At 52.8% G+C, this 14372-nt stretch carries 9 protein-coding genes; 2 read left to right on the top strand and 7 right to left on the bottom strand.

Annotation, left to right across the window (positions count from 1 at the left end; genetic code table 11):
• Positions 1-2 precede the first annotated feature (2 nt).
• The 7 genes from H5P27_RS16315 to H5P27_RS16285 all read right to left on the bottom strand — a co-directional run bounded on the left by H5P27_RS16315 (position 3) and on the right by H5P27_RS16285 (position 10147).
• Positions 3-1262, bottom strand: coding sequence for an ABC transporter permease (locus H5P27_RS16315; protein WP_185661492.1), 1260 nt, complete (start codon positions 1260-1262; stop codon positions 3-5).
• Positions 1255-2541, bottom strand: a complete 1287-nt coding sequence (locus tag H5P27_RS16310; protein ID WP_221774761.1) for an ABC transporter permease — start codon at positions 2539-2541, stop codon at positions 1255-1257. Before H5P27_RS16310 ends, H5P27_RS16315 begins: the two co-directional genes overlap by 8 nt.
• Positions 2542-2554: 13 nt before the next feature.
• Entirely contained in the window at positions 2555-3247 is a 693-nt protein-coding gene (locus tag H5P27_RS16305; RefSeq protein ID WP_339382606.1) for an ABC transporter ATP-binding protein, read from the bottom strand.
• Positions 3244-4578: an efflux RND transporter periplasmic adaptor subunit gene (locus H5P27_RS16300; protein WP_185661490.1), complete on the bottom strand. Its 1335-nt coding sequence runs from the start codon at positions 4576-4578 to the stop codon at positions 3244-3246. The genes H5P27_RS16305 and H5P27_RS16300 overlap by 4 nt, the downstream gene beginning before the upstream one ends.
• Positions 4579-4627: 49 nt before the next feature.
• Positions 4628-6163, bottom strand: a complete 1536-nt coding sequence (locus tag H5P27_RS16295; protein ID WP_185661489.1) for a TolC family protein — start codon at positions 6161-6163, stop codon at positions 4628-4630.
• Between the two features lie 221 nt (positions 6164-6384).
• Complete coding sequence (locus H5P27_RS16290) at positions 6385-8526, bottom strand: alpha-glucuronidase family glycosyl hydrolase (RefSeq protein WP_185661488.1); 2142 nt, start codon at positions 8524-8526, stop codon at positions 6385-6387.
• A 139-nt stretch (positions 8527-8665) separates the two neighbouring features.
• Entirely contained in the window at positions 8666-10147 is a 1482-nt protein-coding gene (locus tag H5P27_RS16285; protein WP_185661487.1) for an MFS transporter, read from the bottom strand.
• A gap of 334 nt (positions 10148-10481) precedes the next feature.
• On the opposite strand from H5P27_RS16285, the gene H5P27_RS16280 reads away from it, so the two are divergent.
• Together H5P27_RS16280 and H5P27_RS16275 are read left to right on the top strand one after the other, a co-directional pair.
• Positions 10482-12977 carry a glycogen/starch/alpha-glucan phosphorylase gene (locus H5P27_RS16280; RefSeq protein WP_185661486.1) on the top strand — a complete coding sequence of 832 codons (2496 nt, stop codon included), beginning with the start codon at positions 10482-10484 and terminating at the stop codon, positions 12975-12977.
• A 226-nt stretch (positions 12978-13203) separates the two neighbouring features.
• On the top strand, positions 13204-14319 hold the full coding sequence (locus H5P27_RS16275) for an SMP-30/gluconolactonase/LRE family protein (protein ID WP_185661485.1): 1116 nt from the start codon (positions 13204-13206) through the stop codon (positions 14317-14319).
• Positions 14320-14372: the final 53 nt, after the last annotated feature.

Raw genomic sequence — 14372 nt, 5'->3', positions numbered from 1 at the left:
GGCTACTCGTGGCGGAGCGCTTCGACTGGGTGTAGATTGGAAGCTCGCAGAGCCGGCAGGAATCCGAATCCGATGCCGATCAGCGAACAAATCCCGACCGCGGCCCCGATCCAAAACCACGGGATGATCATGGTGGCGTTGAATTGAGTCGCTATGATGTTACCGACCGTGATCCCAATAAAGATCCCGATCGCGGCACCCACTTCGGATAGGAAAATCGCTTCCAGCAAAAACTGGGAGAGGATGCTCCGCTTGCGAGCTCCCAAGGCTTTTCTTACTCCGATTTCTCGTGTCCGCTCGGTAACGCTCACCAGCATGATATTCATAATACCGATGCCTGCGCACACCAGGGCGATACCGCTAATTAAGAGCCCGCCAATTCCCACGATAACGGCAATTTCCGCGAAGGCGGCCTGAAGGGCTTCATTGGAAGTTATTTCAAAATCGTTTTCGTCCTCGGGTTGAAGCTCGCGTGCTCTGCGCATGCCGCCAATGACGATGTCCTCCACATCCTCCAGTGAACCGACCGAGTCCGCCTGTACCGCGATTTCCATCGAACGGCGGCGGTGCCAGTTATTTTCGACGAATTTGGAATGCGGGATAAGGGCGATGTTGTCCATGGACTGCCCAAAAATTTCTCCGCGTTCCTGAAGCACACCAACTACGATGTACTTTTGCCCATCCATGTTGATCTGCTTTTCGATGGGGTCCTCGTTGACAAAAAGCTCCTCCAGCATCTCACGACCTATGACGACCACAGGGCGGTTAAACTCGATGTCGGCGGGAGTTAGGTTACGTCCGAAATCGAGTTCGTACTTGTTGGTGATGAGATAGTTTTCATTAGTGCCAACAATCCGGATACGCGGTTGCGTTTTGTTTGTGCCGTAACTTGCCCGCTCGTTGCTGTCGCTCGCGGTCAATGTAGTCGGGATGCCGAGGGCGTCCATCTCCTGCTTGAAGGTTTCTGCCTGGCGAGGAGAAATGGGCTGGCGGCCACGATTACGGTGACGAGGGCCCGGAGTTAGCTGGATGGCTGGATCTCTGGTAACCTGAAGAACGTCGGCTCCAAAAACGTTTAGGCTCGTATCGATGCTATGCCTGACCGCGGAAAGCGCAGTCATAACCCCGACTACCGAAAAGACGCCAATGGACACGCCGAGGATGGTCAGGAAAGAGCGTAGGAAATTGGCCCCGAGAGAGGAAAAAGACTGCTCGATTAGGTCCGAGAGCAGCATGGTTTTTGGCTTCGACTTCCTACTCATGGCGGAGAGCGTTGGCAGGTTCGAGCTTCGAAGCCATCAAGGCTGGGATAAAACCAGAAAGGATCCCAGTCGTCACGGAAAGTGAAACCGCCAAGATCATTAGGTTGATAGAGAAGCTGGCCGGAAAATTGGGAGCGAAGTTGTCTAACACCTGCTTGGATACGAAGGCGAGGAAGAGCCCTATCATCCCGCCCAACAAGCAGATCGAAACAGCCTCGAATAGGAATTGAGTAAGAATGGAGCTGCGCCGGGCGCCGATAGCTCTTCTCGTTCCTATTTCCTTGGTTCGCTCCTTAACGCTCACGAAAGTGATGTTCATGATCCCGATGGCTCCGACGAAGAGGGCGAGTCCCGTGATTACGAAACCTGCCACCGCGATCCCGGCTTTGACGGGGCCGATGGTATTTTCTACCGCATCCGAGGCGTTTACTTCAAAGTCGTTATCTTCTCCCGGCAAAAGCCCGCGTACACGCCGCATGGCTCCGATGATTTCATCGCGAGCTACCTCGCGTTCAGTTTCTGGATACTTCACCACGCGGATAGAGGTACCATTCCATCGACGTCCGCCTACGAAGAATTTACGAGCGGTTCCCAGCGGAATGATGGCCTGGTTATCGAAGCTCTGCAGTCCAAGGAAGGCCCCTTGTTTTTCCAAAACACCGATCACGGTGAAATTGATGCGGGCGATTTTTACCCGCTTACCGAGAACACCCGCTGCGTCCTCTCCCGGAAAGAGGGCGTCCAAAACCCCAGATCCCAGGATTACGACGTTTTGACCGCTTGAAGCTTCGGTTGCGGTGAAAAAACGTCCTTCCGCTATATCTGCAGTATTGACCAAGCCAAAATCCGCGGTTGTAGCAGTGAATTGAATACTGTTGGTCGAAAAATCGCCTTGGGAAATGCCTCGCCTGAAATTGACTGTAGGGACCGCAAGCATGAGTCCGCTGTCAGGTGTTTCGTTAATGATTTCGTTAAGTTCGTCTGCGTAGCGGGACTCGAAATTGGGGCGACGAATATAGGTTCGCCAATCATCGCCAACATCTCTCCAGGGGAATTTCTCGATGTAGAAATGATCGTCCCCCAGCATGCTCAGGCTGTTCTTAAAACCGGTATCCAGGCCATTGATACCCACGCCGATTAGTATGACAGCCCAGACTCCGATGATTACGCCCAGCGCGGTCAGAAGGGAGCGAACTTTGTGCTCCCGAAGTTGTTCGCCCGCGATGCGAGCGGATTCCTCGAGGTCGTTGGTAAGGCGTCTGATGGGGGAACGTGCCACAGGGTCTCGGGGGTTAACGTGGGGTGACGACGTCGCTTTCGACCACACCATCTCGCAAGCGAACGAGTCGGCGAGCGTGTTGAGCGATGTCTTCTTCGTGAGTTACGAGAATGATGGTATTGCCCTTCGAGTAGAGACCTTCAAAGAGATCCATGATCTCGTTGCCGGTTTTCGAATCGAGATTTCCGGTCGGTTCGTCGGCAAGGATGATGGAAGGTTCCGTAACGAGCGCTCTAGCGATAGCGACACGCTGACGTTGGCCTCCCGAAAGTTCGTTTGGACGGTGACTCACGCGATTGCCGAGGCCAACTTGCTCCAAGGCTGCTTGAGCGCGCTCGGCTCGGATCCGTTTGGGGATCCCAGCGTAGACAAGCGGTAGCTCGACGTTTCGCAGAATGGTAGCGCGCGGCAGTAGGTTGAAGCTTTGGAATACGAATCCGATTCGGCGATTTCGAATGTCTGCCAAGGCGTTGTCGTTCATCTTAGCCACGTCCTCACCGCCAAAGAAGTATTGCCCCTCCGAGGGTGTATCCAAACAACCGAGCATGTTCATCAAGGTCGACTTGCCGCTTCCGGATGGACCCATGATCGCCACGTAATCGTTTTCGTGGATCCTCAGGTCCACTCCGTCGAGAGCGTGAACCTTGGCCTTGCCGAGGTCATAGATTTTCTTGACCCCAGTGATCTGGATTATGGTTTCGCTCACTTGTTCGGGCGCTGGAAATTGCCGCCGGCTTTGTTTTCTGCGATTTTGACGGTCTTGCCGTGTTCGAGCTCACGGGTGAGCACACGGTAGCCGCCGGTCACGATTTGCTGTCCTTCTTCCAGTCCCGATTGGATTTCAATCGACCGGTTGTCAGCCAATCCAGTCTTTACGCGGACGAGACTGACTTTGTCGTTTTCGAATACGAATACGATTCGTTCCAGATTGTCTTTCTTGCCAAATCCTCCAGCTCCGGACGGTGGACCACCAGGTCCGCCTCCGGAACCGCTTCCATTTGGATGACCTTGTCCTGATGGTCTTTCGCCTTCCTCCTCAGATCCGCCTTCTCCCAATTGTTTGGCAACTTCCGCCTTTGATCGCACTGTAACTGCCTGTAAGGGGATTTTGAGTACGTCGGTAACCGTTTCGGTTTTTATGTCTGCGGTGGCAGTCATGCCCGGACGGATCTGATCGGTTGGATCAATCAGGCGGACTTTGACCTGAAAGGTAGTCAGCTGGTCGCTTGAATTTTCACCGCCGGTTGCGGAATTCGCAATGGCCGAAACCTCGCCCTTGAATTCCTGATCGGGGAGAGCGTCAATTTCGATGGTGGCGGTGTCGCCAATCTTGACCTGAACGATGTCAGACTCGGAAACATCCACTTGAATTTCCATCTGGGAGAGGTCGGCCACCGTCATGATCTCGGTTCCTTCAAACTGGCCAGTTCCAACCACGCGGTCGCCAAGTTCGGAACTCAGGGAGGTGATCGTGCCACTAATCGGAGAGTAGCTGGTCGCTTTGGCGAGAGAGTCGTTTGCTTCCTTGAGCTGCATCTCCTGCTGTTCGATGCGCGAGAGGGTGGCCTGGTAGGATGCCCGAGCGATTTCTAGATTGGTCTCGCCCTCGTCGACTTGCTCTTGGGTGGCGAAGCCTTTCTCGAAAAGGCTTTTCAAACGCTTCAGGTCGAGCTCGGTTTGCAGGAGCCGAGCTTTTGCTTCGGAAGCGTTGGACTTACTGGCCCGTAAGGCGGCCTCCTGCTGGAGCACTTGCGCTTCAAGACGGTCCGGGTTGACGCTTACTAGCAGATCCCCCTTCTCGACCTTTTGTCCGTCTTTGACTCCAAGTTCGATGATCTCACCGGCGACTTCTGAGGAGATGCTAACTTCGACTTCGGGATAAACTTTGCCGGTCGCGGTGACGATGCTGGTGATGTCGCCCTTGGAGACTTTGCCAACGGTTACCTCCGTGATTTCTTCGCCTTTGTTCATGCGGCTGACGAACGCAAGTCCGCCGACGACAATTAGAATGCCAGTTATCCAGTAGCGTTTTTTCATTTAAGGGATGGGTGTGGAACTTGGAGAGTGGGGGTGGATGGGAGGGAAATCAGGGGCGTGGAAGTGTATCGTTCCATTCGATACCGTGTCTTTCCAAAAGGGTACCTTCGACGCGGGATAGGTTGATTTCAGATTCGATCATAGAAAGCTGAGCGTCTAGCAGGCTCTGTTTCGCCACATCCAAATCGCGTTGGCTCTCCAGCAAGGTGCGGAAAGTGGAGAGGCCTTCTTCGTATTTGGAGCGCTCTTGCTCGTAGGTAGCCTCTTGCAGGGCGACGACCAGTTTCGCAGCGTTCAACTGTTGGCGAGCTGTATCCAGGTTTCTCCACGCGGCACGGACCGAGCGTAGCAGGTCCTGTTTAATTTCAGCCAAGCGCAGCTCGGCTTGATCGATTTGGTAGAGTGTTTGGCGGAGTGAGGACTTTGCGCTCCGTCTTCCCCATGGAAGGCTGAAACTGAGTCCAAGACCCCAGTCGTCACCCCTCCGGTCGAAGGCTTCGTCGAATGCGTCCGTCCCGCTGATGGGCGACAATCCATTGTAGGAGCTAGAGAGGCTCAAGTCGACTTGAGGGCGTTGCTCGTTCTTCGCCAAGATCTTCGATTGTTCCAACTGTTCGAGGACTTCCTCTTGAATATCGCTAGCGAAGTTTCTCTCAAAGGCGGTATCTAGGACTGCGGAAAATTCCGGGATATCCGTTGTGGATTCGGGCAGTCCGTTCACGACAAAGTTGGGTTCTAGGGCCACTTGATCGTCGAGTGAGCCCATCGCAGATAGAAGATCGTCGCTGGCTCCCCGAATCGATTGCTCTGCTCGAATAATCTGCTCCTGGCGTTGAGCCAGGTTGGCTTCCGCCTGCAGTCGTTCCAAACTGGTGGACAAGCCCAGTTTTTCGCGTTCTTCGGCTTCTTCTAACTGCTTTTGGGAGAGCTCTAAGTTGGACTTGCTCAGTTCGAGTCTTTGATAGGCATCGGATAGGCGCCAGTAGTAGACCTCGATTTCCTGAAGTAGGTCGAATACGGCGTTGCGGGTCTGCAGGTCGGCGACACGAGCTTGCGATTCCGCCCTTCGTAGCGGGGCAAGGTTAACCTTTCTGCCAAAATCTCTGAGTAAGGGTTGGGTAAACTCCAGTGAGAGGGAAGCTCGCTCGCTGAGCGCTCCTCCTACGAGCTGTCCAAGTTCTGAGTTAAAGCTCGAGCCGTCGCTGCGGGATTGGCTAGCACTCGCCGTTAATTGGCCGCCGGTGGTCACGCGCTTCGTGACGCCGAGAGAATAGGAGCGAGAGTCGGATGTCGTTTGACGCTGATTTCCGTCCGAGTCCTGCCAATCCAGGTCGCTCTGGCTTAAATTAGCTCGAGAGTAGATGGTGGGGTCGAAAGCAGCCTCTTGGCCAATGACCGCCTCATCGGCAATTTCCGGATCCAATGATTGGATACGCAGGCCCAAGTTCTGGGCGAGAGCCTTGTCGATAGCCGATCGCAGCGAAAGGTTCGAGACGTTCGCATCGTTTTCTCTCTGAGCCGATAAAGGTGAGAGCAATGCAAGCGAATACAAGGTAACGATAAGGGAGAGAAATCGGGTATTCACAAGGGAAGGGGAGGAATTAGCAGTCCAATGTCAGAATTACGAACTAGCTTACCCAACGAATTCCTATGGGTTACACATAATTTCGCGATTCCGTCGAACTAGGCAGATAATTTCTGCCCCTTCTCTGCAAGGTCAATTTGCCAAAACTGGCTTACATAACAAAAATGTAATCTGGCGATTTATGGACGCCAGAAACACAATTTATATTTCCGGCTTTACCGCTACCACTGTTCTCCCGGGTCACCTGGCACATGATATAGCTCGAAAGACTTGTAGTGCTCCAGATCATACTCTGGGGCTTCGACCCCTTCTGGGTAGGGTCGTTGTGCAAAGGTGTGGAAGTAGGCGAGGCAGGCGTCCTTGTAGAATTTCGCATCCTGGAGTTGGCGGTGGAGCAAGGCGCTGACGCGAGCGTAACGTTGCTCATCGATACGGCCTTCGAGACTTTCCCACTGTCCAATCATTTCCGATACGCCATCGACTCCCTCCTGATAGGTCAGACAAATCTCTTGCCACAGGGTATTGCCACTTTTCATTTCGAAATCCCAATCTACATGGTGGAACCACAGCAGGAACTTTTCGGGTATCGTTTTTGGCGAGCCCCATTGTTCGATAATTTCGGGAGCATATTGGGAAAGCGCGTCGGATCCAGTCTCGGTACGATCGAAGCCGATTCCGTCTTCGTTTGCCTGGTGATAATATATAGAAGTCCAGTCAGGACGCCCCTCATCGTGCCATGGTCCAGGGCCGTAGTGATGTCCAGGATACATGATATGATGAAGTCCCAAAGGCATGGAGTAGCTGACCATGTTTTCATAGGAGGCTAGCAACATCGATTCAATGGTTTCGACTGTGCTACTTTCGTTGCCGAAAGTCATTCGCGTCCACTCGTCCGCTATCTGTTCAGAGCTTAGATCGTAATCCCAGGCCAGTCGTCCGAAGGCGTACCAGTTAGCCGCTGCCATTGGGTGCCCGGTCCAGTTCCTAGCGTTTCCAATATTTGCCACTCCGGCGATGGCGGAGGTTTCATGCCCATAGACTGAACCATCTATCACTTTTGCAACAGTGGATCCGACCCCCTCAACATAGGTATCAGCCGATAAAGCTTCTTTCCACATGGGAGCGAGATAAACCATATGTATATCGCCGCCGGTGTATTCTTGAGCGATTTGCAACTCAAGCGCCAGCGGGGTTTCGGGGGTCGAGCCAAAGAGTGGATGGAAAGGCTCGCGAGGCATAAAGTCTATGGCCCCATTTTTAGTTTGTATCAAAACATTGGGTTCAAACTTGCCATCCAATCCGGTGAACTCGGTGTAGGCTTGCTTGTGGCGATCTTCTTGAGTTTCGAACTCATAGACGAAGGCACGCCACATTACGATACCCTGATGCGGAGCCAAGGCACGGGCTAGAAGGTTAGCTCCATCGGCATGGTCGCGGTGGTAGGATTGCGGGCCCGGCTGGCCTTCCGAGTTGGCCTTAACGAGGAATCCACCGAAGTCCGGTACATATTCGTAGATTTCGTTAATCTTGTCGGTCCACCATTTTATAACTTCTGGTTCGAGGGGATCCGCCGTTTCTAGGCCGCCGATTTCGATCGGGGCTGAAAAGCGTGCGGTCAGGTAAACTTTGATACCGTAAGGACGGAAGGTGTCGGCGAGAGCGGCTACTTTCTCCAAGTACTGTGGGCGGAGAATTGTTGCGTTGGAGTTAACATTCGTAAGCACCGTCCCGTTGATTCCAATTGAGGCGCAGGCTCGAGCATAGTCGTGGTAATAGGGCTCTACATAGTAGGGCAGGTCGAACCAATTGAATATGGAAGCCCCCGCCATGGTGCGTTCAACAGTCCGCGTGAGGTTGTCCCAGTGATTCAGCAAACGATGCTCGATTCGTGGTGTGCTCTTGAGGTTTAGACCGTCAAGGTCTTGCTCGGTTTGAAGGTGTCTTAAAAAAGCGAATACGCCATACAGCACGCCTTGATCGGTGTTGGCGGTTATGACGATCTGCTTTTTCTTTTTCGTTCCGGCGGCCGCGACCCAGAAGCCTTCCTCGCCTAGATCAGACAGGTCAAGGTCGAGCTTAGCGATGGCTTTGTTGCTTTCGGGGGTGCCGAGTAAGATTTTAGGAGCCTTGGAGGATCGGCTCGTCCCCAGTAATCCGTCTAGGCCGAGCTTTAGCTCTTCTACGGCAAGTGCCGATGTTTCATTTGTTTCGCCGGCTTCGGTGTCACCAATCTGGCGGAGGTAATCAGCCGCATCTTCGAGGGGTTCGTATCTTAGCCAAAGTCGGTAGCCATCTTCGGCGGTCGCGTAGGAATATAGGGCCAAAACGGCTGTCAGAAGGATTAGTCGTATTCTTTTGGTCATTATCTATTTTGTAAGCCAATCGGGCTGGGGGTACGCTCTGGGCACAGCTGAGCCCGGCTCAACTATGTAGAGGTTACCGCTGGGGAAACGGATTGAAGGCAAATATCGCGTAAGTTAGTCGATACGCGAGTTATAATCCTTAATCGGATGCGTTTTCGCGGCGAATCTTTAGCTGTTCTACCATTTGCGCGTTCAAATTCTTACCGATCGGGTAAACGAGAAGCAATAGAACCGCGATTCCCAGTGGAACTGCCGAATAGATAGTGGCAGAAATGCGAATAGCGAATTGGGCAGCGTCGGTGTTGGCGGCCCCTGATTCGTAGCCGTGCCATTGCATTATCTTGGCGCTGAAGGCTCCACCTAGAGCAAGCCCAGCCTTCAAGGCGAAAACGATGCCGGCAAAAACAAATCCGGTTGCCCGACGACCTGTTTTCCATTCTGAGAAATCTGCGGTATCCGCGATCATTACCCAAAGGACGGGGATCGTTGGACCGTAGGTGGCTGGCCAGAGAAGCGACAAAATGAAAAGGGTAGTAACATCGTAGGGACCAACCACAAAAATCGAGGCGGTCACGATGGTCGTGCCGGCGAGACATACGACAAACATGTTCTTCTTTCCGAAGGCGTGTACGATCTTTTTGGAGAAGGCGACTCCGATGAGCGTGACGATATTTCCGGCCATGCCAAAGACCCCGATCGCCACTGAGGAGCCATTTGATCGGTCTGGCTGAACGAGAAGTCCGATCGTATCCAATATTTTTTGACCGAAAGAAATATTACCATCCGGAGAGGCGACGAACCCGAATTTGGCTACGAAATTCACCAAAGTATCAGAATCCATATATTGGGCCATGAAGTAGTACATGGGGCCCCCTCGGAATGACAGGGTAATGAATATGAAGAGGGTTACTCCGAATAGAATCAGCCATGGGCGATTTTGGCGGAGGTCCCGCATGTCGTCTTTTACAGGGGCGGATTTCCCCACGGGGACACGTTCTCGTGTGGTCGCGAAGGTGCCTAAGAAGAAGAGAAACGAGATTGCCGCGAATATGCCGATGGTGATGGACCAACCCTTAGCATCGTCGCCTTGACCAAACTTCGCCACCCAGGGGATTGTGAAGGTTTGCACCACGAAGGATGCCGCCATGGCGGTAAAAAACCGGTACTGCTGGATGCTGGTTCGCTCGTCGGGATCGGAAGACATCACCCCAGCCAGAGCCGCGTAGGGCACATTGTTCATGGTGTAGACCGACATCAATATCAGGTAGGCGATGATTGCGTAAGCTGTGAGGCCGACTGGACCTAGATCTGGCTTTGTGAAGGTCAGCCAAAATACGCCCGCAAACGGGATGGCGGACCAAAGTATCCACGGTCTGAATTGACCCCAGCGGGTTTTGGTTCGGTCGGAAATGATGCCCATGGCTGGATCCGTGATGGCATCGTAGAGACGACCTCCTAACAGGAGCCAAAAAAGGACGGTGGGGCCTAATCCGAAGACTTCGATGAAGTAGGGTTGCTGGTACCAGAGGAGAACTTGAAAGACGAAATTGGCCGATCCGTCGCCGAGGCTGTAGCCGAACTTTTCGGTAAAAGTCAGCTTTTGAGAAGCTTTGTCACTCATGCAGGATGTTGTTGTGGTGGGATTTACGGGTTTGGGGGAGTGTTTTCGAGCTTTGGGCCCGGGCAACTAGAGGGGAGCAAGTTTTGTCCTCGTTATCTAAGTTACGCGCTAGCTTTTGCCGTTACCGGAAGAATTAGCAAAGTCGAAACTGCGTCACGCCCGCCATGGGATCGTTCTAATTATACACCAAATCCCCAAGCCCCATTTATCGGCACTAAAACTGCTGAGTTGCCGGTTTTGTTCGGCGGATGCCGAAAATAAGATTTTGCCTTTATCAAGGACCCGAACTAACTCCTCAAAAACCTTTCCAATCTCGACTACATTCGAACTGAAAATGAGTAACGTTGCTAAAAAGAAACCTGCTGCTAAGAAAGCTGCCAAGAAATCACCTGAAAGCAGTCCTCAAGGGATGAAACAGGCGATTCTAGACCACCTGAAATATACACTTGCTCACAATGCGTCCGGAGCGACGAAGCGTGACTGGTGGATCTGTATCTCTCTCGCTGTTCGCGACCGGATCGTGGACAACATGATCAAGACGCAGCAGACGCATTTCGAAAAGAACGTTCGCCGCTGTTACTATCTCTCAATGGAGTACCTCATGGGTCGCATGTTGGTAAACAACATGTACAGCGCGGGGATTTACGACGAGGCTCGCAAAGCCGCAGAAGAGCTCGGAGTCGATTGGGATGAAATCTGTGAAGAAGAGCTCGACATGGGCTTGGGCAACGGTGGTCTCGGCCGTTTGGCGGCCTGTTTCTTGGATTCACTTGCGACTCTGGATCTACCAGCGGTTGGATACGGCATCTATTACGAATACGGCTTGTTCAAGCAGGCGTTCGAAAATGGTCACCAGATCGAAATGCCTGACTCTTGGAAGATGTTCGGCACTCCATGGGATATCGTCCGTCCGGAATACACCCAGACTTTGAAGCTCTACGGTAACGTGGAGACTCAGTTCGACGAGAAGGGTGACCCTCATCCAGTCTGGGTAAACACTCGCACCATCCAAGGCGTCCCCTACGATATACCAATCGCTGGATACGACACCAAGACAGTTAATTTCCTCCGTCTCTGGTCGTCGCGTTCCTCCGAAGAATTTGACTTGGACGAATTCAACAAGGGTGACTACGTGGAAGCGGTTCGCGAGAAGGCGATCGGTGAAACTATCTCCAAGGTTCTGTATCCAAACGATAAGACAGAAAATGGTAAGGAGCTACGTCTCGTACAGCAGTACTTCTTCGTTTCCTGTTCTTTGCATGATATCGTACGTCGCTACTTCAAGAACAACGAAGGATGGGATGGATTTGCCGATAAAGTTGCGATCCAGCTCAACGATACGCACCCAGCTATCGGTGTTGCGGAATTGATGAGAATCCTCGTCGACGAACAAGGACTCGAGTGGGAAAAGGCGTGGGAGATTAGCACCAAGACTTTTGCCTACACCAACCACACCTTGCTTCCAGAGGCTCTTGAAAAGTGGAGCGTACCTCTCTTCGAGAAGGTGCTGCCACGTCACCTGCAGATCATTTACGAGATCAACCGCCGCTTGATGGAGCAAGTCGAAGCCCGCTGGCCTGGCGACAATTGGATGAAGCGCGATCTTTCCCTAATCGAAGAAGGTCATCCGAAAATGATCCGCATGGCGCACCTTGCGGTTGTGGGAAGCCACACAGTGAACGGGGTGGCGGCCATCCACTCGGAACTGCTGAAGTCTGTTCTATTCCCAAGCTTCAATGCCATGTATCCTGGCAAGTTCACGAACATGACCAATGGTATCACGCCGCGCCGCTGGCTCTTGGCCTGTAATCCGAAGCTCTCGAAGTTCATCGATGCGGCTGGCATCTCCAAGGATTGGCCTAAGAATTTGGACGCGTTGAAGGGCTTGGAAAAATTCGCAGACGACAAGAAGTTCCAAGACTCGTATATGAAAATCAAATACGAGAACAAGGTGGCCCTCGCGGAAACCATCAAGGAGCTTTGTGATGTGGAGGTGGATCCAAACGCGTTGTTCGACGTTCAGATTAAGCGTCTACACGAGTACAAGCGTCAGCATCTCAATCTGCTGCACATCCTGACCCTCTACCGTCGTCTTCTACACAATCCAGATTTGGATATCGCTCCACGCGTATTCATCTTTGGAGCGAAGGCCGCTCCGGGTTATTATTTGGCCAAGACGATCATCAAGGCCATCAATTCGGTCGGGAAGATGATCAACGAAGACGAGCGAATCAAAGGAAAGCTCAAGGTCGTGTTCCTCCCCAACTACCGAGTTTCCTTGGCTGCCAAGATTATCCCAGCTGCGGATTTGTCGGAGCAGATTTCGACTGCGGGCAAGGAAGCATCTGGCACCGGCAACATGAAGTTGGCCCTCAATGGAGCTCTCACGGTAGGCACTCTGGATGGAGCGAACATCGAGATCGGCGAAGAAGTGGGGGACGACAACATCTTCATTTTCGGTATGGAAGTGGAAGATGTGCAGAAGCTAGATGTCGAGGGCTACGATCCAGCCAGCTACTATCATGCTGACGAGGAGCTTAAGGCGGTCGTGGACTGGATCGGTTCCAGTTACTTCACGCCGGATGAGCCAAATGTGCTCGAATCATTGAAGCACAGCCTTCTAGACGGTGGCGATCCCTTCAAGGTTTTGGCGGACTATCGCTCCTACATCGAGTGTCAGGACAAGGTTGGCGAAGCGTTCAAGGACACCTCCCGTTGGGCAAAAATGGCCATCCTCAATACTGCTCGCGTCGGCAAGTTCTCCACGGACCGCACAATCAGCGAATACGCGGACCAAATCTGGAACCTGCCACCTGTACCGGTCAAGTAGGCCCGCGATCCAGGAAAAACTTTGCAAGCCGCCTTCCGTTCGGGAGGCGGCTCTTTTTTTTTATTCAAAATCCTACGTTTGTAGGTTATTCCGGTCTCCGGTCACAGCATGGCCGTTGGGAGTGGTAAAAAGGAGGCTTGGCATGGGGGACGATCTCAGCATGTTTGCCGAGGACAGCGGGTTTTGGCCCGTTGTAGTTTTATCGAATGCCCCTTAGTTAGATCGTATGAATTTTCAAAAACGCCTTATCGCCCTACCGGTTATCCTTACCCTCATGCTCGCAGCGAAGCTAGCTGCCCAAGACCGCCCGGTCATTTCTCAAGAGCTGGAAGGATTCATGACCCCCACTGCGGCGATTTTCAGTCCGGACGGACGGTATCTTTTTGTGATCAACCATGCCCAAGGCGAGGCGGGTACTCTGCGCGGAGAGAGTTTCCTCAGCAAACTCTCTGTTGATCCGCAAGGGCAAGTAAAGGCCACTAATATGCAGTTTGTGAAAAGTTTGACTGCTCCGATCGATCTCGATTTCTCACCGGTCCGCTATGGCAACATTCCGAAGGGGGCTATCTTTTTGGCTTTCGGGACTCCGCTGGTACAGGACGAAGCAGGCCGGGCGATGAGAAACCTTTCCCGAGTCGCGATTGGAATCATGGTCCTTGACCCCAACACGGGTCGTGAGATTGAGCGGATCGATTTGGGACCTAATGGCCGAGTTCGCTTGGAGGATGATCTGTCGCTCCTAGCCCCTTCGAGCATCTGCTTCGATTCCAGCGGAAATCTCTACATCGGTGAATCGGGAGTCGGCGGGCATATGTTCGACCGTAAGCAACTGGGAAGGCCAGGGATTTGGCGACTAGAGGCGGAAGCCGTAGAGGACATTTTAGGAAACCGTTCTCCGCGCAAGGTAGAGCTCATCCGCACGACCAGTCTTCCGACCGACATGACCTTTCGCGAAAAGGAAAACAAACTGTATTTCGTAACTAATCATACGCAGGGACGCCCTAGCGGATCGGTTTTCAGGATCGACGCTGGAAAGTATCAGGGCATCTCCTCGATGCAGACGATTGTGCGCGAGTTGAGCGCCTTGACAGGGATTCAGGTTATGCCAAAGGGGCATGTTCTGCTGGCAGGAAATTCGGGGGAACTTATGTTTCCAAAGGGCAAACGGGATACGCGCCCGATGCGTTTCCGCCCTCGCCACGATTTCTCCTCTCCCGGAAAGATCGCTCTGCAAAGCCTCAAAGATGGTAGTATTCTGATCGCAGTTCCCGAACAGAGCAGTCAGCAAGGCGGAGGCAAGGGACAGCGGGTCAGTATCGTTAAGCTAACCGCGGACGGCTAATGTAGTATCTTTTATGGGGGTGGGGAATCTAATGAGGCTGGCGGCGGTTTGCC

The organism is Pelagicoccus albus, from assembly GCF_014230145.1.
Lineage (GTDB): Bacteria > Verrucomicrobiota > Verrucomicrobiia > Opitutales > Opitutaceae > Pelagicoccus > Pelagicoccus albus.
The sequence above is the reverse complement of the archived record's forward strand: the minus strand, read 5'-3'. Positions and strand labels throughout refer to the sequence as shown.